Origin of the sequence: Nocardia sp. BMG51109 (assembly GCF_000526215.1) — a bacterium.
Lineage (GTDB): Bacteria > Actinomycetota > Actinomycetes > Mycobacteriales > Mycobacteriaceae > Nocardia.
On record NZ_JAFQ01000004.1, the window covers coordinates 2276333 to 2296263 of the forward strand.

The 19931-nt window shown below is 70.3% G+C and carries 18 protein-coding genes; 11 read left to right on the forward strand and 7 right to left on the reverse strand.

Annotated elements, in window-relative coordinates; genetic code table 11:
- Window positions 1-109 precede the first annotated feature (109 nt).
- The 3 genes from D892_RS0111755 to D892_RS0111765 are packed head-to-tail and all read right to left on the reverse strand — an operon-like array spanning window position 110 to window position 3425.
- Entirely contained in the window at window positions 110-322 is a 213-nt protein-coding gene (locus D892_RS0111755; RefSeq protein WP_024801425.1) for a hypothetical protein, read from the reverse strand.
- Window positions 319-2877: a DUF6049 family protein gene (locus D892_RS0111760; RefSeq protein WP_024801426.1), complete on the reverse strand. Its 2559-nt coding sequence runs from the start codon at window positions 2875-2877 to the stop codon at window positions 319-321. The genes D892_RS0111755 and D892_RS0111760 overlap by 4 nt, the downstream gene beginning before the upstream one ends.
- Entirely contained in the window at window positions 2874-3425 is a 552-nt protein-coding gene (locus tag D892_RS0111765) for an NUDIX hydrolase (RefSeq protein ID WP_036566951.1), read from the reverse strand. Before D892_RS0111765 ends, D892_RS0111760 begins: the two co-directional genes overlap by 4 nt.
- A gap of 169 nt (window positions 3426-3594) precedes the next feature.
- On the opposite strand from D892_RS0111765, the gene D892_RS0111770 reads away from it, so the two are divergent.
- Entirely contained in the window at window positions 3595-5043 is a 1449-nt protein-coding gene (locus tag D892_RS0111770) for a CCA tRNA nucleotidyltransferase (RefSeq protein WP_024801428.1), read from the forward strand.
- Window positions 5044-5085: 42 nt separating this feature from the next.
- On the opposite strand, the gene D892_RS0111775 is transcribed toward D892_RS0111770, so the two are convergent.
- Window positions 5086-5904 carry a hypothetical protein gene (locus tag D892_RS0111775; protein WP_024801429.1) on the reverse strand — a complete coding sequence of 273 codons (819 nt, stop codon included), beginning with the start codon at window positions 5902-5904 and terminating at the stop codon, window positions 5086-5088.
- Window positions 5905-6043: 139 nt separating this feature from the next.
- On the opposite strand from D892_RS0111775, the gene D892_RS0111780 reads away from it, so the two are divergent.
- The 4 genes from D892_RS0111780 (at window position 6044) to D892_RS0111795 (ending at window position 9974) form a co-directional block, all read left to right on the forward strand.
- Complete coding sequence (locus tag D892_RS0111780; RefSeq protein ID WP_024801430.1) at window positions 6044-6442, forward strand: TOBE domain-containing protein; 399 nt, start codon at window positions 6044-6046, stop codon at window positions 6440-6442.
- A gap of 68 nt (window positions 6443-6510) precedes the next feature.
- Entirely contained in the window at window positions 6511-7227 is a 717-nt protein-coding gene (gene modA, locus D892_RS0111785) for a molybdate ABC transporter substrate-binding protein (RefSeq protein WP_084161502.1), read from the forward strand.
- 478 nt (window positions 7228-7705) lie between these two features.
- A complete protein-coding gene (locus D892_RS0111790) occupies window positions 7706-8560 on the forward strand; it encodes an ABC transporter permease (protein ID WP_051499046.1) in 855 nt (284 codons plus the stop codon).
- A gap of 220 nt (window positions 8561-8780) precedes the next feature.
- A complete protein-coding gene (locus D892_RS0111795; protein WP_024801433.1) occupies window positions 8781-9974 on the forward strand; it encodes an ABC transporter ATP-binding protein in 1194 nt (397 codons plus the stop codon).
- A gap of 21 nt (window positions 9975-9995) precedes the next feature.
- On the opposite strand, the gene D892_RS0111800 is transcribed toward D892_RS0111795, so the two are convergent.
- A complete protein-coding gene (locus tag D892_RS0111800; protein ID WP_024801434.1) occupies window positions 9996-11663 on the reverse strand; it encodes a DUF4185 domain-containing protein in 1668 nt (555 codons plus the stop codon).
- A gap of 167 nt (window positions 11664-11830) precedes the next feature.
- On the opposite strand from D892_RS0111800, the gene D892_RS0111805 reads away from it, so the two are divergent.
- Window positions 11831-12109: a hypothetical protein gene (locus D892_RS0111805; RefSeq protein ID WP_024801435.1), complete on the forward strand. Its 279-nt coding sequence runs from the start codon at window positions 11831-11833 to the stop codon at window positions 12107-12109.
- Here the strand turns inward: D892_RS0111805 and D892_RS0111810 are convergent.
- The gene (locus D892_RS0111810; RefSeq protein WP_024801436.1) at window positions 12054-13460 is read right to left on the reverse strand and encodes an MFS transporter; all 1407 of its coding nucleotides are present in this window, start codon (window positions 13458-13460) and stop codon (window positions 12054-12056) included. The two genes, D892_RS0111805 and D892_RS0111810, sit on opposite strands and share 56 nt — an antisense overlap.
- A gap of 627 nt (window positions 13461-14087) precedes the next feature.
- Here D892_RS0111810 and D892_RS0111815 point away from each other — a divergent pair.
- The 5 genes from D892_RS0111815 (at window position 14088) to D892_RS0111835 (ending at window position 18847) form a co-directional block, all read left to right on the forward strand.
- Window positions 14088-14870, forward strand: a complete 783-nt coding sequence (locus D892_RS0111815) for a pirin-like bicupin family protein (protein ID WP_024801437.1) — start codon at window positions 14088-14090, stop codon at window positions 14868-14870.
- Window positions 14871-14924: 54 nt separating this feature from the next.
- Entirely contained in the window at window positions 14925-15431 is a 507-nt protein-coding gene (locus D892_RS0111820) for a DUF4190 domain-containing protein (RefSeq protein WP_024801438.1), read from the forward strand.
- A 57-nt stretch (window positions 15432-15488) separates the two neighbouring features.
- A complete protein-coding gene (locus tag D892_RS0111825; RefSeq protein WP_024801439.1) occupies window positions 15489-16340 on the forward strand; it encodes a DUF5753 domain-containing protein in 852 nt (283 codons plus the stop codon).
- Window positions 16341-16350: 10 nt separating this feature from the next.
- Window positions 16351-16737, forward strand: coding sequence for a DUF397 domain-containing protein (locus D892_RS0111830; RefSeq protein WP_024801440.1), 387 nt, complete (start codon window positions 16351-16353; stop codon window positions 16735-16737).
- 139 nt (window positions 16738-16876) lie between these two features.
- Entirely contained in the window at window positions 16877-18847 is a 1971-nt protein-coding gene (locus D892_RS0111835; RefSeq protein WP_024801441.1) for a M13 family metallopeptidase, read from the forward strand.
- Between the two features lie 80 nt (window positions 18848-18927).
- On the opposite strand, the gene D892_RS0111840 is transcribed toward D892_RS0111835, so the two are convergent.
- Window positions 18928-19878 (reverse strand): Ig-like domain-containing protein, encoded by a 951-nt coding sequence (locus D892_RS0111840; protein WP_156959471.1) that lies wholly within the window; start codon window positions 19876-19878, stop codon window positions 18928-18930.
- Window positions 19879-19931: the final 53 nt, after the last annotated feature.

The following is a 19931-nucleotide window of genomic DNA, read 5'->3' on the forward strand; positions in this document are numbered from 1 at the left end:
ATCGGCGGGGCCGGGCGGGGCCGGTGGCGTTCCCACGGCGCGGACGGGGCGCGACGGGGTTCCGGGCCCTCGTCGGGCCCGGTCGGCCGGGGACGGCTGTCGTGTTCGCTCACCGTTCCTCCCTGGCCGATCGGATGGATAAGGGGACCCGGTCGTGCCGGAGGTCGACCTCGCGACCCGCGGCCCGGCCGTCGGTACCGCTCCGCGAACCGATGCGGGACGGGGCGCGGAGCCTGCTGCCATCATCCCGGTATCCGTCGCCGGGCCGGGACAGGACGCCCCGCGCGGCGGTGCCCGAAATACCCGGGCCGTCGTCGCTCATGGTGCCTCCTGTTGCCGGCGCACCCGCTTCCGTGCCCGCATATACCGGTTCAGCCTGCGGCGCATTCCCGTATCCAGGCCCTCGTCGGCCGGATCCGGCTGTCCCCGGAAACGGCGCCACAAACGGCGGCCGGCCAACAGGAACAGCAGTGCACCGGCGCATGCCGTAATTATCGCCAACGCGGGACCGTAGGCGTTGGACCGCACCGAGACCGAAGTGGGATCGCCGAGCGGGATTCCGTCCGCCGTGGTGATCGAGATCGGGATCACCAGATTGCGGCTGTCGCTGACCTGGGTGGGGATCTGGAAGGACCGGGTGCCCTCGGCCGGCAGCTGTTGCTCCCCGATGTCGGTGATGTTCGTCTCGGCCGGTACGCCGATCTTCAGGCGGATCCGGATGGCGACCGGCAGCTCGTTGCGGGCCACCAGCAGCAGCGGGCTCTGCTCGGAGGCCAGCGTGTACACGCCGCCCGGCGGCAGCACGGTGACCGATCGGAACAGATTGTCCATCGTGCGGGTGACCTGGTCGACCCGGCGCTGGGCTGCGGTATCGGCCTGGGCGCCGGGGCTGGTGCGGTCCGAGGTGGTGAGCGCCCGGACCAGGTCGTCGCGCAGCGGGGTGACGAAACCGCGCGGCGTCGGTTCCTGCTGCGGCACCTCGACCAGCGCGCCCATCAGTTCGGTGATGCGCCGCCCCTGCTCCTGCGCGGGCGCGATGAACCGGTCCGGCACCGCGGCGTCGGCGACCTCGGAACGGTAGTTCACCTCGAACGGGCGGGGGTCCGGTTGCTGTGCCGCCAGATCCCGGAACGAGCGCGGCGTCGCCAGCCCGCTGCGGAACATCAGATCGAGCTGGTCGAGCAGCGCGGTCGCCTCGTCCCGGCCGGCGCCCCACTGCTGCGGCGGCATCAGCAACTCTGCGCGGGGTCGGCCGGACTGCGGGTTCAGCGCCGACCACGACACCGCGCCGAGCGCGTCCTGCAGCCGGGCCGTGCGGGAGTCGTTGGTGACCTCGTAGCGCACCGTATCGGGGGTGAACGGCGGGGTCGCCGGATTGGAGCCGACCGCGGCCAGCGCGGTGGCCGACCAGGAGTCGAACGTGGCCGCCCGCAGGGCGGAATCGGACTGCTGCGGCTGAGCGCCGTTCGACGGCACGGTGATATCGGGCAGGCGCACCATCTCCGGGCTGGGCGCATCGGTCGCCGCGGATACCGCGGCGGTGCTGCGGACCGTGGCGCCCTCGGTGCGCGATACCCCGGAACCCGTTGCGGTGCTGAGGGAATCGGCCTCCGCCACGGCGTTGTCGGCGAGTACCGCGGTGGTGTAGCCCTGCCCGGCGAGCAGCGTGGCGGCCTCGGAATCGATGCTCCCCGCCGCGGGCAGGGCGAGCCCGCGCATCGATCGGACCGACAGCAAGGAATCGACGATGTCGGCCGGTGACCGGAGCGCGCGGTTGGTCAGGTCGGCGTCGTGCACGGCGGCCAGGGCGCCGATGTCGACCTGCGCGTACGGCAGCGCCACGGTGCACACCGACTGCGCCACCGTGCGCAATCGGTCCAGCCAGTTCTGTGCGGCACTCGTCCCGGTGCCGTCGCGGGTCGGGCCGTCGGGATCCGACGGGCTGGCCAGCACTCGATATCCCTCGGTCATATCCGAGACGGTGAGCAACAGATCGGGGTCGACGGCCAGGCAGATGGCATCGGACAGGCCCGGTGCCGAGCGGGTGTCCCGCCCGGCCGTGGGGCGCAGGGTGGATTCCAGGGCCGACAGCAGTTGGTCCAGGCGGCCGCCCGGTGCCAGCTCACCGGCCAGTTCGTCGTCGGTCAGCAATTCCTGGCCGTCGACCGAACCGGGGATGCCGCCGACCCGCCGCGGCCGATCGGCCAGCGGCCAGATCAGGCTGGTGGCCACCGGGGAGTCGGTGGTCGCCGGAACGGACTGCGCTCCGGCATCTTCCGCATCGGTGGAGGTCGGCGGCAGGCCGAGCACGGGAAGCAGGAACCGGGCGTCGTCGAGGCGGGCCTGATTGCCGTAGGCGGGTTCGCCGTTGACGTTCAGCAGCAGCGGGTAGACACCGGGGTCGGTGATGTCCAGCGAGGAGGTGACCGGTGCGCTGCCCGCGCTGCCGTGCGCCTGCTCGCGGATCCCGATCCGCAGCGTGAACTGTTTGCGCTGACCCGGGCTCAGGCGATCGGTGACGTCCTGGAACGGGCCGACGACGTCGTAGTTCACCTGGTCCAGCTGCAGGGCGGAGCGCAGGCCGCTGGGGTCGTCGATGGCCCGCGCGCGCTGGGCGCGCACGCTGACGTCGTCGACCACCCGATCGCCGATATTGGTGACCGTCCCGGTCACCGTCAGCACCGAGTCGCTGCTGGTGGTCACCGTGTTCGGCGCCACCGAATCGAGGGTGAGCTTGAGGAATCTCGACGACGGCGAACCGCTACTGCCCGATGGCTGTGCGGTCGCCGGCCCGGCGAACGGTGCGGCCAGCACCGCCAGAGCCAGCGCGATGAGCATCGGCACGCAGCGGTGCCGACGGCGGCCCTCACGCGTCATTGTCTGCCGTTCTCCATCCGGTCGATCAGGCGGTTCGCGACCTCGGCCAGCCGGCGCTCGTCGGCGTAGGCGAGCCGGGAGTCCAGCTCGCTCAACGGCACCCAAGCCACCTTCGTGACCTCGATGTCCGCGTCCGACAGCTCGCCGCCCACCGACCGCATCAGATAGTGATGCACGGTCTTGTGTACCCGGCGGCCTTCGGTGACGAACCAGTAGTCGATACTCCCGAGCTCGGCGACGACCACCCCGTCGATGCCGGTCTCCTCGGCGACCTCGCGCACGGCCGTCTGCTCGGCGGTCTCCCCCTCTTCGATATGTCCCTTGGGCAGCGACCACAGTAACCGACCCCGGCGGTCGGTACGTCCGATGAGGGCCGCGGAACGGTTCTCGCGGGGCCCGTTCAGACCGTCGACGACCAGGCCGCCCGCGGAGGTTTCGCGGACGGTGCGCATGCGTGGTTTGCCCCTGCGGTTGTCCGCCGCATTACCGGCCGAACCGCGGCGCCGGGGCTGGCGACGTCGACTGTTCGCGCGATCGGCCGGAGACACTGCGTCAGTCTAGCTGTGCCGAGTCCGTCGCCTCGTTCCGCTCGCCGGGCCACGGCGGCCCCGGGCGGCGTCCGCCGCGTAGCGGCGGCGGGCGGCGTTCGACGACCAACTAAGCTGCGTTCCCGTGGTTTCGCCGAAGTTCGAGGATGCAGCAGTGTCTGATCCGAGAGTGTCCGATCCGAGCGTGGATCGTCGTACTCGTCTACTCGCGGCCGCGGCGATAACCCTGGGCAGGCTGTCGGATGTGCTGACGCCGCTCGGCGAGATGTTCGCCGCGCGCGGGCATCAGCTGTATCTGGTCGGCGGCAGCGTGCGCGACGCGGTGCTGGGCCGGCTGGGCACGGACCTGGATTTCACCACCGACGCGCGCCCGGACGACGTGCAGCAGCTCCTGCGCGGGTGGGCCGACAATCTGTGGGACACCGGCGGTTTGGCGTTCGGCACGGTGAGCGCGTCGAAACTGGGCTGGCAGCTGGAGATCACCACCTTCCGCAGCGACAGCTACGACCGGATATCACGCAATCCGGAGGTGACCTTCGGCGACACCCTCGACGGCGACCTGGTCCGGCGCGATTTCACCGTCAACGCCATGGCCGTGCGGATCGGCGCCGAGGGCGAGCTGCAGTTCCTCGATCCGCTGAACGGCATGGACGCGCTGCTGGCCGGGGTGCTGGATACGCCTGCGGCGCCGGAGGATTCGTTTCACGACGATCCGCTGCGGATGTTGCGTGCCGCGCGCTTCGTGGCGCAGCTGGGATTCGATCCGGCGTCGCGGGTCCGTGCGGCGATCGCCGCCATGGCCGACGAGATCGACCGGATCACGGCCGAACGCGTGCGCGCCGAGCTGGACAAGCTGATCGCCGGCGAGCATCCGACCGAGGGCATCGACGTCATGTGCGAGACCGGCCTGGCCGAACGGGTGCTACCGGAGGTGCCGGCGATGCGGTTGGAGATCGACGAGCACCACCAGCACAAGGACGTCTACCAGCACTCCCTGACGGTGCTGCGGCAGGCCGTCGACCAGGAGGAGGGCGATCCGGACCTGGTGCTGCGCTGGGCGGCCCTGCTGCACGACATCGGCAAGCCGCCGACCAAGCGCAACGAGCCCGGCGGCGGGGTGAGCTTCCACCACCACGAGGTGGTCGGGGCCAAGATGACGCGCAAACGTATGCGCACGTTGAAGTATCCGAAGCAGTTCACCGAGGACGTGGCCCGGCTGGTCTACCTGCACCTGCGCTTCCACGGCTACGGCAAGGGCCAGTGGACCGATTCGGCGGTGCGCCGCTACGTGACCGACGCCGGCGATCTGCTGCCGCGGCTGCACAAACTGGTACGCGCCGACTGCACCACCCGGAACAAGCGCCGGGCCGCCCAGTTGCAGTCGACCTACGACGACCTGGAGACGCGCATCGAACGCCTGCGGCAGCAGGAGGACCTGGAGCGGGTGCGCCCGGACCTGGACGGCAACGCCATCATGGAACTGCTGGGCCTGGAACCCGGTCCGCAGGTCGGCCGGGCGTGGCGGTACCTGAAGGACCTGCGGATGGATCGCGGGCCGATGTCGCGGGACGAGGCGACGGAGGCGCTGCTGGAGTGGTGGAACTCCGGCGCGCCCTAGGACTTCGGCCGCACCAGGGACTTCGGAAGACGATCGGGGACTTCAGAACACGATCAGCGTGGTGCCGGCGACGATGGCGGAGCGGATCTGGGTGAGATCGAACGAGCCGGTGATCTCGGGTATATCGATGCGGAAGTGAACCCGGTCCGTGTCCCGGTCGGCGCGCACGACGGTGAGGCGTTTCGGTAGGCCGGTCAGCGGTATCGGGGCGATCCGGATCCACCGCCGGGGAATACGGATGCCGAGGCGGGTCGCCCGGTGCACGGTGACGTGCAGGAGATTCTCCCTGATCGTCGCGTCTACCAGGGCACTGATTCGTCGGCGCCGGTGCCGTGCGGTGATCAGCCCGGTCTCCGCGTCGACGCCGAGCCGCCAGTCCAACCGCCACCGGTCGAGCCATTCGACCAGCGCCGTGGTGGAGACGGTGCCCGTGACGTCGAGGTTGGCGGTGCGCACCTTGGTCGGCATCCCCGGGATCAGCCGGACGCCGTGTGCGACGACGGTCATCTCCTCGATCGGGTGCTCGCTCCACACCAGATCGGTCAGCACCGTCCTGGTCCGGAAGTGCGCCCCGCGGCGGCGGACCTCGAGCGTCCGCAGCGTGGCCGTCATCTCGTGGCCGAGCAGGGTGGCGGTGACCTCCTTGCCGCCGAACTGGCTCAGGATGCCCTCGCTGAGCAGCGTCATCAGCACGTCGGGCAGCAGCGCGGTGACGGTGCCGGCGCCCAGATCGGCCACCGGATCCAGCCAGGCGGTCGTCCGGGCGCTCCACTGCTCCAGCCGGACCGGGGCGAACAGGCGACGGCCGAGGCCGACGGCGCGCAGCGGCGACCAGAACCGCGGGTCGAAATAGGTGGCCATGATTGCTTCGAGCGTACTGGGCGGCGTCGTCGGCGGACGCGCGCCGTGGGTGACTTCTCCGAAAACAATGATTTCCCGTATCCGCAGATTCGGATCATTGAACGTTGTTGATCCGAAAATGCGGGCATATGCTGCTGCGGTGCCCAGCTTGCGTATCCGAGACGCCGCCGAACTGCTCGGTGTCAGCGACGACACCGTGCGCCGGTGGATCGATGCCGGCACGCTCGCCGCGCACAAGGACGACGCGGGCCGGCTGGCGATCGACGGACGGGACCTGGCCGCACTGGCGGTCGACCACGCCCGGCCGCCACAGGCCCGGCTGGGCAGTGCCAGTTCGGCACGCAATCGGTTCCCCGGACTGGTCACCCGTGTGGTGGCCGACGGGGTGATGGCACAGGTGGAGATGCAATGCGGACCGTTCACGGTGGTGTCGTTGATGAGCAGCGAGTCGGTGCGGGCGCTCGGTCTGGAACCGGGCAGCGTCGCGGTGGCGAGCGTGAAGGCGACCACGGTCGTGGTCGAGACGCCTCCGCGGTGACCGGCGGCGACCGCCGTGGCGGCGGGCTGCGGCGGATCGGTGTGCTGTGCGCGGCGGCCGCCGTCACGATGGGATCGGTGGGCTGTGGCTCGTCGGACTCCGGCGGCGGCGCGACCACGGTGACGGTGTTCGCGGCGGCCTCGCTGAACCAGGTCTTCACCGGCCTCGGCACCGAGTTCGAGTCGGCGCATCCGGGGACGAAAGTGGCTTTCTCCTTTGCCGGTTCGTCGGATCTGGCCGCACAGCTGAATCAGGGTGCGCCCGCGGACGTCTTCGCCTCCGCCGATACCGCCAATATGGACAAGGTGGTGAAGACCGGCCGGATCACCGAGCCGCCGCAGACCTTCGCCACCAACGTGCTGACCATCGTCACCCCGCCCGGCAACCCGAAACATATTGCGGCACTGACGGACCTGGCCCAGCCGGAGCTGCGGCTGGTGGTGTGCGCACCGCAGGTGCCGTGCGGTTCCGCGACGAAGAAGGTGACCACCGCCGCGCACGTGGCCCTCTCGCCGGTGAGCGAGGAGTCGGCGGTGACCGATGTGCTGGCCAAGGTGACCTCGGGCGAGGCCGATGCCGGGCTGGTGTACGTCACCGACGCCGCGGGTGCGGGTGACAAGGTCGCCACCGTGCCCTTCCCCGAATCCGCGGGCGCGGTCAACACCTATCCCCTTGCCACCGTGGCCGATTCGAAGCAGTCCGAACTGGCGCGCCAGTTCGAGGAGCTGGTCACCGGGCCGCAGGGTCGCGCGGCGCTGTCGAGGGCCGGCTTCGGCGCGCCGTGAATCCGCTGGGCGGTCCCCGCACGACTCGGTGCTCCGGGCGGGAAAGCTCCTGTGGCACAGGATCGTCCCGTGCTGTCGGCGGCCGCGCGGTGGGCACCGGAATGATGTGTGGGCCGGAGGATCTCGCCCGGGCAGTCCTCGGTGGTGATACCGGTAGACCGCACCGTGGCACATCGCTGTCCGCTCGGTGCCGGTCGACGAGGTGCCGCATGCCGGTCGATTCCGTCGGGCGGGCCGTAGCGGCGGTCGGGTCCGGGTGGCCATGCCCGGTGGAGCCGCGATCGGGCCTGCGGCGTGTGACGGCTACTGTCCACCACCGCGTGACGAAGGAGCCGTGTCATCCGAATCGGCCGGGCGCCGAGGGAGATCGGGGTGGTGCCGGTTGATCACCGATCGGTCCGCTGTACGGCCGGCTGATCCCGGGCAGGCGGGTGACCACGATCTCGCGCCCGGGTCCAGGGCGGCTCGTGCGACGCGGATGTTGTTGCGCGGCCCCGGGCTTGCCGTGCCGCGGTGGGTGCTGGTACCGGCGTTGGCCGGCTTCGCGTTCGTGGCCGCGCCGCTGGTGGCGCTGGCGGGGGCGGTCGACTGGTCGGACTTCTTCGGGCTGGTGAGCTCGCCGACCTCGCGAGATGCCTTGTCGCTCAGCATGAAGACCGGCGTGGCCAGCACCGCGCTGTGCGTGCTGCTGGGGGTGCCGATGGCGGTGGTGCTCGCCCGGGTGCGCTGGCGGATACTGCCGGTGTTGCGCGCGATGGTGTTGCTGCCGCTGGTCCTGCCGCCCGTCGTCGGCGGCCTCGCGCTGCTGTACCTGTTCGGGCGCAACGGGATGCTGGGCGGGCACCTGGAGGCGGCGGGAATCCGGATCGCGTTCAGTACCACCGCCGTCGTGCTGGCACAGGTCTTCGTGGCGCTGCCGTTCCTGGTGATCACCCTGGAGGGCGCGATGCGCACCGCCGGGGAGCGGTACGAGCGGATCGCCGCCACCCTGGGCGCCGGGCCGAGCACGGTCTGGTGGCGAATCACGGTGCCGCTGTTGCGTCCCGCGCTGGTGTCGGGTGCGGTGCTGTCGTTCGCCCGGGCCCTGGGTGAGTTCGGCGCCACCCTCACCTTCGCCGGCAGCCTGCGCGGGCGCACCAGGACGCTGCCGCTGGAGATCTATCTGCAGCGCGAGGACGATCCCGATGCGGCCGTGGCGCTTTCGCTGCTGCTGGTGCTGGTCGCGGTGGTGATCGTGCTGGTCGCGTACCGCCGGGTGGGGGTGGCCGGGGGGCGCGAGTGGGCGGGCGGACTGTGGCGCTGGGGCGGCTCCGGCCGAGGGCGGCGGCGATGAGTTCGGCACGGCGCCACGCATCGGGTTCCGCCCGAGACACATCCATGAACTCGGTCGGCAGGAGGGCGGTGCTCGATGGCCGTGGGCCGGACGGTCTTGCGGAGCAGGAGGTTTCGACCCGTGTTGCCGGGCGCGAGTCGGCTGTGGCCGTGATTGCCTTCCCCGGCCCGATTGCCCACCGCGAATTCCGCCGTAGGACTCGCGGAAAGGAGAGTGGGTGGTGACCGGTGGGGCGGATGGTCGACCCGGGCTGGATGTTTCGGTTCGCGTCGCGGAGCGCGGTCTGACCGCGGAACTGAGTGTCGCCCCCGGCGAGGTGCTGGCGGTGCTCGGGCCGAACGGGGCCGGGAAGTCGACCCTGCTGGAGGTGGTGGCGGGGCTGGTGCGGCCGGACGTCGGCCACGTCCGGTGGGGCGGCCGGGTGCTCACGGATGTCGCCGAGGGTGTCGCGGTGCCGCCGCATCGCCGCGAAATCTCGCTGCTGGCACAGGATCCGCTCCTGTTCCCGCATCTGTCGGCGGAGGCGAACGTGGCGTTCGGGCCACGCAGCCGGGGAATGCGGGCGCGGGCCGCGGCGCGGGCGGCCCGCGGCTGGCTGGGCGCCGTCGACGCGTCGGCGCTGGCCGGGCGGCGGCCGGGGGCACTGTCCGGTGGTCAGGCGCAGCGGGTCGCGCTGGCCCGGGCGCTGGCCGTCGAGCCGCGGGTGGTGCTGCTGGACGAACCGATGGCCGCCCTCGACGTGACCGCCGCGCCGGCCATGCGCACCCTGCTGCGCCGAGTGTTGCGCGAGCGGCGGGACACCAAGGGGCTCAGCGCGATTCTGGTCACCCACGACATCGTCGACGCCCTCACACTCGCCGATCGCGTGGTGGTGCTGGACTCCGGGCGGATCGTCGAACAGGGTCCGGTGGCCGCCGTGCTGGCGCGTCCCCGCAGCGCGTTCGCCGCCCGGATCGCGGGGGTGAACCTGATGATCGGTACCGCGGTGGCCGACGGCGAGGCCGGAATGTCACGCCCGTCGGTCGAGGACGGCGCGGCCGCGAGCGATGCTGCGGCACCGGCGGATTCCCGACAGCTGACGGGTGCGGTGCGCTGCGGGGACGATCTCGTGCACGGATGTCGCGACAGCGCATGGCTGCCCGAGGTCCGGGCCGCGGCGGTCTTCTCCCCCGCCGCCGTCGCCGTGCACCGGGACCACCCGACCGGCAGTCCGCGCAACGTCTTTCGGGTCCGCGTCGCCGAACTCACCGACCGCGGCGGCATCGTCCGCGTGCACACCGACGACGGGCCCGACGGTGCGCCGGGCCCGATCGCCGACCTGACCCCGGCGGCCGTCGCCGAACTCGGCCTCGCTCCCGGCTTGGAGGTCTACTTCGCGGTGAAAACCACGGAGGTGCAGGTCTATCCGTGCTGACGCGGACGGTCCGCGGTGCGACTACGGGTCGGCGGGTTCGTCGAGGGTCGAGTGCATCAGGTAGACGTTGTAGCTGTCCCAGGCCGACATGGTGAAGTACAGGTCCTTGCCGGTCGACCACGGGTGGATGAAACCGCCGTAGGACGCCGGATACTCGGTCGTGTTCACCAGGGGCAGGCCCTCGTTCCAGGCGCCCTGGGGCTCGGCCGCGGTGCGCAGCACGATGGCCTGTCGCGCCGGATCCAGGTACACCATCTGCCATTGGCCGCTGGATTCGTCGTACCGGACCGAGATCTCACCCGCGATGCCCGGAAGCACCGGGGTGGCGGTGTTCTCGGCGGCCGGCGCCCAGGTGCCGTTCACCCAGTACTGGTAGGCCGACTTGTTGAGCACCTCGGCGCGGGGCACCCGGGCCAGTCCGATGACGCCGACGCGGCCGTTCGGGGTGCCGAACATGTACACGTAGTCGCCGTGCGGGACCATCGTGGTGACCTGGAACCGGTGCAGCCCGAACATGTTGTCCCACTTGGCGTACTGGTCCTTGACCCAGGTGCGGCCGTTGTCGTCGGAGTAGGCGAGCCCGCCGTTGTTGGTCCACCACATGCCCGGGATGCGGTCCCAGTGATTGACCGACATGTAGCTCACGTACTGCCGGCCGCCGAGCGCGAAGCCGGAGGTCGGGATCACAGTGGTCTCGTAATTCTTGATCTTCCGGCTGTCCAGCAGTTCGGCGGCGTGACAACGGCTGTCCTGCACCATCGTATCGATGCTCAGACCCTTGGACAGGTCGCGTTCGGTGCTGTAGCCGAGGACGTTGCTGCGCCAGTCCTGATCGGCCCCGCCGGCCCCGCCCGGGTGCCAGCCCTTGCCGAAGGTGTCGCCGAACAGCACGGCGATCTCGTCCGGCTTGGTCTCCCACATGATGCCCAGGTCGGTGCCGTCGACGCCCCAGCGCATATCGGTGCGGTTGGTCGAGCCGTGACCGGTCACCTGGTTCACCAGTCGCGTCGACTCGAGGTGGCGAGGCGCCACCGGTGCGGCGATCGGTCCCGGCTCGGCCGGATGGACGATCGGCGGCGGCGGGGTCTGCGGCGCCGGCGGTTCGCCGCCCGGCACCGGGATCGGAATCGGTTCGGGCTCGGGCTTGATGCGCACGCTCGGCAGGTTGAAGGGGCCGGAGTTGGAGCCGGACCCGCTGCCCGAGCCGGAGTTCGATCCGCCGCCGGAGCCCGAGTCGCCGGAGCCCGAATTGGAGCCGGAGCCCGAGTCGCCGGAGCCCGAGTCGGCCGATCCCGACCCGGAACCGGAGGAGTCGGGGGCGGGCTCCTTCGGCTTCGCCGGTTCCTCGGCGGCGGCGGGCTTGGGTGTGTCGCGAATGTCGGGACACGGGTTGGCGCAGGGGTCGGGCGGCAGCGGCGCCGGATCGATGCGGGTGTTGTCCGGCTGCGGCCCGGGAACCGGAACCGGAACGATCTCCGGAATCGGCACCGGGATATCAATATTCGGCGGCAGCACCGGCGCCGGTGGCGCGTTCGGGTCGGGCTCGCGCGCCAGCGGGTCGAAACCCGTTTCGCCGCAGGCGTTCACCGGTGCCGGTGCCCACGGCGCGGGCGCCGCGGCGGCCGGAGCGGCGAGGCCGAGGGCGGTCAGCAGGACACCGAAAAGCGCAGGCGCAGTGCCTCTTCCCATGCTCTCCCTGTTCTCTCGGTAACCGGCCGAACTGCGGTGATATCACACAATCGGCCACCGCTGTCACCGGGGCCGAGCACAAGCCTGTCCAATCTAACCGACCGATTTGCCCGTTCGCAGCACGGCAGGCGGGAACCGGTTGCGGTCCGGGCGCGTCGGAGTTGGTTATGACCGATATCGAGTATGTCTTCGGCATCGGCGACGGGGTTCGCCAGGCCTGGTCGTCGGCGGCCGATCTGGAGCTGTCCGGCACCGGGGCAGCCGATGCGATCGCCCTGGACTTCGACGGCGACGGCCTGGCCGACGACGCGCTGTGGGATTCGGACGGCGACGGCGTCGCCGACGTATCGGCACTGGATCTCGACGACGACGGCGCGCTGGACAGCTTCTTCACCGATCCGAGCGGTCTGGGTGTGTGGGACGAACAGATCGGTCCGGGCGTGTGACGGCGCGCCGCCGGGTGTCGAGCGCGATGGCGAGGATACCCAGCCCGTAGACCGCCGCCCCGGCCAGCGCCACCGCCGCCGAGCGGCCGTCGTCCGGGATCAGCATCGCCGTCCCGGCGACGGCCGCCACGAAGGTGATGTTGAAGACGGTGTCCTGCAGGGCGAACACCTGGCCGCGCCGGGCGTCGTCGACATCGATCTGCAGGCAGGCGTCGCCGGTCAGCTTGATGGTCTGGCCGGCCAGCCCCAGCAGGAACGCGCCGACCAGCAGCAGCTGATGGGCCCGCTGCTCGGCCGGACCGGTGGCCAGCGTGATGGGCGTGACCAGCGCCGCCTGCACCAGCACGGCGGTGGCCAGGCCCGCCAGCACCGTGCGCGGTCGGCCCAGCCACGGGATCAGCACCGGCGCCAGCACGGCGGCGACCAGCATCCCGGATGCCGCGGCCGCGATGGCCACCCCGAATCCGATCAGCCCGCTGCTCAGCGACAACTCCTCCGGCGAGCGCCGCAGCACCAGCACCATCAGCAGGGTGTCGGCGCCGAACACGATGCGGTGCGCGCCGATGCCGATCATCGCGGTGGTGCATTCGCGCGATTCCCACACCGCCCGCGCCCCGGTGCCCAGCCCGGTCACGATGGCACGCAGCGAACTGCGCGGTGCGGTCGCCGAGCGCTCCGGCCCGAGGCGGTGGCGGTGGAAGCTCAGCGCCGCCAGCGCGCCGACGACGGATCCGGCCGCACTGACGGCGACCGCCACCGCGGAGGCGAAATCGCCCGTGCCGATGCCGCCGATGATCGCGACCGAGGCGGCCGCGCCGGCCCCGGCGCAGCCCGAGGCCGCCGTGGCCAGCACCGAGTTCATCGGTACCAGCCAGCGCTGTTCCAGTACCCGCGGCAGCGCCGCACTGGCCCCGGACAACACGAATCGGCTGGTCCCGACCACCGCCAGCGCCAGCAGGAGCAGCGGGGTCTCGCCGATCCCGGCCAGCAGGACGGCGGCGGTCGCCGCGATCAGCGCGCCGCGCAGCACGTTCGCCACCAGCAGCACCATCCGCCGGTCCCAGCGGTCCAGCAGTGCCCCGGCGTACGGGCCGATCAGCGAGTACGGCAGCAGCAGCACGGTGAATCCGGCCGCGATGTCCAGCGGATCGGTGGCGCGCTCCGGATTGAACAGGATCGCGCCCGACAGCGCCGCCTGGAACATGCCGTCGCCGAACTGTCCGGCGAAGCGCACCAGCGCCAGCCGCAGCATGCCGGGATTGCGGGCGGTGGCGGCCAGCGCGGCGGCCCAGCGGGAGCGGGGTTCCGCGGTGGCGGATTCGTCCGGGCCCGAGGCGAGGCGTTCGGTCATCCGCACGGTCTGACGGTCGCGGTCAGCAAGGCGGACAAGGTGTTTCGGATATCCGGTCGCGGCGCCCGGGCGTCCGGCGATCGCCCGTCGAGACAGCGCGTCGCCGGGCCGACAGCGCGCGTCGCGGGGCGCCGACTCGGTACCCGGCCGATCTCGCTCGCTCGCCCCTCGGATGCGCAACGATCCGGCGGCGCGGTGTCCGGGCCGGGCAGTTTGCCGCGACACGCCGTACTACCAGTGGTTTCGTATTGCGGAAGCGGAGTGGCGGACGATCCGGAGCCGACGACGCCCGACGAGCGGGCACGCTGCCGGAGAGTGCGTTCGAGACCCGTGAGCACCTCGGGTCGCATCCGCGATTCACCTCCGGTTCAGGTTGCGGCACACCAGGTTACGGTCGTCCGCGGGCGGGCACCGCGCCGCGGTGGTTGCCGGGCGCCGGCCGTGCCGGGCGTCGAGCGGGTGCCGCGGCGGTCCGGCAGATCCGCAGCCTACCGTGGGGTCCGACGCCCTCGCCGCCCGGGAGCGGCCGAGGTGGCGCGGTAGAATTCGCGGGGAATTCGTTACCTGGTCCGCGATGTGCTCCTACCCTGAAACATGATCGGTGCTCGGCCGGAGAGGAGGACCACGGTGTCCATACTCACGACACCACACATCGACGTCCATCGCGGCGGCGACCGCATGAAAACCCGTGTGGCATGGCTGGATTCGAAGCATTCCTTCTCCTTCGGCGAACACTACGATCCCGACAACACCCATCACGGCCTGTTGCTGGTGAACAACGAGGACATCGTCGCGCCGGGCCAGGGCTTCGACACCCATCCCCATCGGGATATGGAGATCGTCACCTGGGTCCTGAGTGGCGCACTGGTACACCAGGATTCGCTCGGGCACAGCGGCGTGATCTATCCGGGCCTGGCCCAGCGCATGAGCGCCGGCTCGGGGATCCTGCACTCGGAGAAGAACGATGCGCGCGGGCCGGCGCCGGACCGGGGTGATACCGCCGAGCCGGTGCATTTCGTGCAGATGTGGGTGGTGCCCGACGAGCCCGGTCTGGAGCCCGGCTACCAGCAGTGGGAGATCGATGACGAACTGGCCGGCGGCGGGCTGGTGACGGTGGCCTCGGGCCTGCCGCGCTACCGCGACCGCACCGCGATCGCCATCAACAGCAGCCATTCCGCACTGCACGTCGCGCGGATGCCGGCGGCGTCCGGGGCCCCGCCGGTGCATCTCCCCGAAGCCCCCTACCTGCACTTGTTCGTCGCCGCGGGCGAGATCGAGATGGAGGGCGTCGGAGCCCTCTACGCGGGCGACGCGGTGCGGCTGGCCCGCAGTGGCGGTCAGCGGATCGCGGTGAACTCGCCCGCGGAGATCCTCGTGTGGGAGATGCACGCACGGCTCGGGGCGCAATAGCATCCGAGGGTCGCCCGAATCCGGCATTTCGCCCAGGTGAACGAGAGGACCGCCATGCCCGAGTATCCGCCGCCCGATCAGTACCCGCCCCCGCAAGGCCAATATCCCCCGCAAGGGCAGTATCCCCCGCCCCCGCCGGGCGACTATCCGGGTCAGCAGTACTGGCAGGAGTCGCCGAAGCGGCGGGGCCTCGCGATCACCGCGCTGGTGCTGGGCATTCTGGCCGTGGTCGCACTGATCACCATCGTCGGCGCGATCGTCCTGGGCGTGTTCGCGGTGCTGTTCGGCATCATCGCGGCCGTCAAGGCACGCCGCGGCACGGCCGGCGGGTTCGGGATGGCGGTGGCTGGCATCGTGCTGGGCCTGCTGGCACTGATCGGCGGTGTGGTCGGGGCGATCGTCATCTGGGGCTTCTTCGAGGACCACGGCGGCCGGGACTACATGGACTGTGTCCGCGATGCCGGCAGTGATCAGGCCAGGCTCGACCAGTGCCAGCGAGATTTCGAGGACAGGGTGGGGAACGATCTGGGTGTCACGCTCACCCCTGCCCCGACCAATTGACGTAGGGAATGACAATAGTCACCCACCGGTGAACGGCGCGGCGTAGCATCACGACTCATGGCTCCCCTGTCCCCTACGGTTGCCCGCTGGGAATTGGTCCTGCGCCTGCGTGAACTGCGTGAACTACGCGGCTTCGATTCGGCGACGTTCGCCAGGCAGGTCGGCTTCACCCCCGCCAACTGGTCGCATGTGGAGAAGGGCCGCCGGGTGCTGACGTCGAACACCATCGGACCCGTGCTGGATCTGCTGGAGGTGGGAGACGAGGAGCGCGACGAACTGCTCACCCTGCTCGCGGCCAGCAAGGATCGCGGCTGGTGGGCCAAGTCGTCGGCGCTGATCGGGCCGGATCTGCAGCGCTACTACGGCATGGAGTACGGCGCCGACTCCGTCCGCAGCTACGACAGCCTGGTGGTGCCGGGCCTGCTGCAGACGGAGGATTACGCGCGGGCGTTGATCAGCGCCGACGTGATGATCCGCCCGGTGCAGGTGGAACAGCTGGTCGCGGTGCGGATGCGCAGACAGCAGCGGTTGCGCGGCCCGGACCGGGTCGAACTCACCGCGGTGATGAGCGAGGCGACGTTGCTGCAGCAGATCGGCGGGCCGAAGGTGCTGCACGGCCAGCTGCGGTATCTGGCGGATCTGCTCGAGGACATCGAGACGGTGGAGGTACGGGTGATTCCGTTCAGCGCCCCGGCGGGTGCCATTCTCGGCGGCTCCAGCTTCCACCTGCTGGACTTCGCCGACGAGAGCCTGCCGACCTTCGCCTGGGCCGAGAGCGCCGTCTTCGGCGGTGCGGTCGACAATCCGGAACAGGTCCGCGACCTGGCCTTCGCCTACGTGCGCGCATTGGACCAATCGCTCGGCCGCACCGAGTCATTGGCGCTGATCAGGAAGCATGCCGACGTGTAAAATTTTGCGCATGTCAACCGCCGCCAGGTATCGGCCGGAGGCCACCGGCTGGTTCACCTCGACCCGCACCAACAACGGCAACCAGTGCGTGGAGGTCCGGTTCGACGGTGCCGCGGTATTCGTTCGCGACAGCAAGTTCCGGCGCGATCCGGCCGATCGCCCCGAGGACGAGCCCGTCATCGCCGTCACGGCCGGCGAGTGGATGGCCTTTCTCGACGCCGTGCTCGGGCGGGCCGCCGGCCCCACGCCGGGCGCACTGACCGCGGCCGTGTCCGGTACGGGCGGCGCGGTGGTGCGATGCGGAGATGTCGAGCTCGGCTATACGGCGGGCGAGTGGGCTGCCTTCGTGGCCGGGGCGCGCGACGGTGAGTTCGATCGCGTACCCGTTCCCGGGTAGGCGCCGGTCCGGCCGGTGGGTGCACCCGTGTGCGCGGCGGGAACGTCCCGCGAGGCGGTGCCGGGCGGGGCGGTATCACGGTTCACGGGCCCGGCACGCACTCGTTCGGATCGGCATACTGGAGATCGTGACTGCGGATGTGACGACCCCCTCCGGTATCGATCTGACCTATCGCGACGCGGCCGTGCGGGTGCAGGACGACCTGTTCGCGCACGTCAACGGCAAGTGGCTGGAGAGCTACGAGATTCCGGCCGATCGCGCGGTCGACGGCGCCTTCCGGACGCTGTACGACCAGGCCGAGCTCGACGTCCAGACGATTATTCTGGGCGCCTCGGCCTCGGACGCCGCGCCCGGTAGCGAAGAGCGCAAGATCGGCGACCTGTACAACAGCTTCATGGACGAGCCGGCCGTGGAGGCCGCCGGGCTGTCCCCGGTCGCCGACGAGCTGGCCGCGATACGCGAGGTGACCGACCGCGGGGAGTTCGCCGCGCTGCTGGGCCGCCTGCAGCGCACCGGCGTCGGCGGCGCGCTGATGTTCTACGTCGACACCGACGACAAGAACTCGCAGCGCTACCTGGTGCACGCGACCCAGTCCGGCATCGGCCTGCCCGACGAATCCTATTACCGCAGTGACGATTACGCGGATATCCGCACGGCCTATGTCGAACACATCGGCCGCATGTTCGCCCTCGCCGGGATCGACCACGACCCGCGGCGGGCCTTCGAACTGGAGCGCGAGCTTGCCGCCGGGCACTGGGACGTGGTGCGCCGCCGCGATGCCGAATTGAGCTACAACCTCACCACTTTCGCGGCGCTCGCCGAGGTGAACCCGGAATTCGACTGGGCCGCATGGGCCGCCGCGACGGCGTCGGGAGCCGACCGTCCTGCCTCGGAACTGTTCGCCGAAGTTGTTGTGCGCCAACCGGATTACGTGCGCACCTTCGCCCGGCTGTGGGCGTCGGAGCCGCTGGAGGATTGGCGCGCCTGGGCGAGCTGGCGGGTGCTGCGGTCCCGCGCGGCGTATCTGACCGCCGCACTGGTCGAGGAGAACTTCGACTTCTACGGCCGCACGCTCACCGGGGCGCAGGAGAATCGCGAGCGCTGGAAGCGCGGTGTGTCGCTGGTGCAGGACCTGCTCGGCGAGGCGGTCGGCAAGCTGTACGTGGCCGAGCACTTTCCGCCCGAGGCCAAGCAGCGCATGCGGCAGCTGGTGGACAACCTGACCGAGGCGTACCGCCGCAATATCGCCCAGCTGGACTGGATGGGGCCCGAGACCCGCGAGGCCGCGCTCGCCAAGCTGGAGAAGTTCACCCCGAAGATCGGCTACCCGGATCGCTGGCGCGACTACTCCGCCGTGCAGATCGATCCGGCCGATCTGGTCGGCAACTACCGCAGCGGCTACGCCGCCGAACACGATCGCGACCTGAACAAGCTCGGAGGTCCGGTCGATCGCGACGAGTGGTTCATGACGCCGCAGACGGTGAACGCCTACTACAACCCGGGGATGAACGAGATCGTCTTCCCCGCCGCGATCCTGCAGCCGCCATTCTTCGACATGAACGCCGACGACGCCGCCAACTACGGCGGTATCGGCGCCGTGATCGGCCACGAGATCGGGCACGGATTCGACGATCAGGGCAGCAAATACGACGGCGACGGCAATATGATCGACTGGTGGACCGATGCCGACCGCACCGAATTCGGCAAGCGCACCAAGGCGTTGGTCGATCAGTACGACCGGTTCTCCCCCGCGGATCTCCCCGACAACCACACGGTGAACGGCGAGTTCACGATCGGCGAGAACATCGGTGATCTGGGTGGCCTCTCGATCGCCCTGCAGGCCTACCGGATTTCGCTGAACGGTGCCGAGCCGCCGGTCGTCGACGGGCTCACCGGCCTGCAGCGGGTGTTCTTCGGCTGGGCACAGGTGTGGCGCACCAAATCCCGCCGGGAGGAGGCGATTCGGCGCCTGGCCGTGGACCCGCACTCGCCGCCCGAGTTCCGCTGCAACGGCGTGGTCCGCAACCTGGACGGCTTCCACGAGGCGTTCGACGTGACGGAGGGTGACGCGCTGTACCTGGATCCGGCCGAGCGCGTGCGGATCTGGTAGATCAACCTTCGAAAACAGCGCGGGCCCCGAGCATTTCGCTCGGGGCCCGCGCTGTTCGGTACGGAGTGCTCGGTACCGGATCAGTTCCAGTCGCCCATGCCGTCACTGGCGCTGAGGGTGCCCTGGGAGTTCTGCACCACGACCGGATCGCCCTTCTGCGAGTTCTCGAAGAACCACTGGGCGTCCGCCGGGCTGACGTTGAGGCAGCCGTGGCTGGTATCCGAAACACCCTGCTGCGGAACCGACCACGGGGCGGAGTGCACGAAGATGCCGCTGTTGGACAGCCGGGTCGCGTACTCGACCTCGAGCTTGTAGCCCTCCGGATCGGTGGTCGCGACCCCGTAGGTGCTGGAGTCCATGATCATCTTCCGGTTCTTCTCGCCGACGTAGTAGGTGCCGTTGGGCGTTTCGTGCTTGGGCTTGCCCATCGACGTCGGCATCTCCTTGACCACCTCGCCGTTGCGGGTGACGGTGATCATGTGGGTGGCGTCGTCGGCCGTCGTGATCACCTCGTCGCCGACCTTGTAGGCCACCGTGGTGCCGCCCGCCTCGACGGTGATGTCGGAGTTGGCCGTCCAGAAGCTCTCCGGCCGCCAGCGCACCTGCTTGTCGCCGTACCAGTAGAAGTGGCCCTGCACCGGGTTGGTGGAGGTGATCCGGATGGCCTTCTCGGCGGCGGCGTGATCGCCGACCGGTTCCTTGAAGTTGATCACGACCGGCTGGGCCACGCCCACGACCTCACCGTCGCCGGGCGCGATGTTGGGCGCGGCGAAATTGGCCGCCGGCAGTGCCGGCGGGTTGTTCATCGGCGCGGCGCCCGGTTCCGGCTGCGGTTGCGGCACGGAGGCGGGTGCCCCCGGGACCTCGGGGCCGCCCGGCCACAGCGGCGCGGCCGAGGCGGGTGCGAAGGCGATCGCACCGGCGGCGGTCGCCGCCAGGGATAGAACACCGATTCTCGCGATGCGAGTCGATATGTTCCGTCCGGGTCTGCGACAGGTAGTGGTGCGCACTGCCGTTCTCGTCCTCTCCATCCTCATGACGCACGCGGATACGCGAGCAGGAAGATTCCTCTGGGCCCCGACCC

Coding starts and splice junctions, on each gene's coding strand:
- D892_RS0111755 (WP_024801425.1), bottom strand. CDS start 322: ATGAGCGACGACGGCCCGGGTATTTCGGGCACCGCCGCGCGGGGCGTC.
- D892_RS0111760 (WP_024801426.1), bottom strand. CDS start 2,877: ATGACGCGTGAGGGCCGCCGTCGGCACCGCTGCGTGCCGATGCTCATC.
- D892_RS0111775 (WP_024801429.1), bottom strand. CDS start 5,904: ATGGCCACCTATTTCGACCCGCGGTTCTGGTCGCCGCTGCGCGCCGTC.
- modA (WP_084161502.1), top strand. CDS start 6,511: ATGGGATCGGTGGGCTGTGGCTCGTCGGACTCCGGCGGCGGCGCGACC.
- D892_RS0111790 (WP_051499046.1), top strand. CDS start 7,706: ATGTTGTTGCGCGGCCCCGGGCTTGCCGTGCCGCGGTGGGTGCTGGTA.
- D892_RS0111800 (WP_024801434.1), bottom strand. CDS start 11,663: ATGGGAAGAGGCACTGCGCCTGCGCTTTTCGGTGTCCTGCTGACCGCC.
- D892_RS0111805 (WP_024801435.1), top strand. CDS start 11,831: ATGACCGATATCGAGTATGTCTTCGGCATCGGCGACGGGGTTCGCCAG.
- D892_RS0111810 (WP_024801436.1), bottom strand. CDS start 13,460: ATGACCGAACGCCTCGCCTCGGGCCCGGACGAATCCGCCACCGCGGAA.
- D892_RS0111820 (WP_024801438.1), top strand. CDS start 14,925: ATGCCCGAGTATCCGCCGCCCGATCAGTACCCGCCCCCGCAAGGCCAA.
- D892_RS0111825 (WP_024801439.1), top strand. CDS start 15,489: ATGGCTCCCCTGTCCCCTACGGTTGCCCGCTGGGAATTGGTCCTGCGC.
- D892_RS0111830 (WP_024801440.1), top strand. CDS start 16,351: ATGTCAACCGCCGCCAGGTATCGGCCGGAGGCCACCGGCTGGTTCACC.
- D892_RS0111840 (WP_156959471.1), bottom strand. CDS start 19,878: ATGGAGAGGACGAGAACGGCAGTGCGCACCACTACCTGTCGCAGACCC.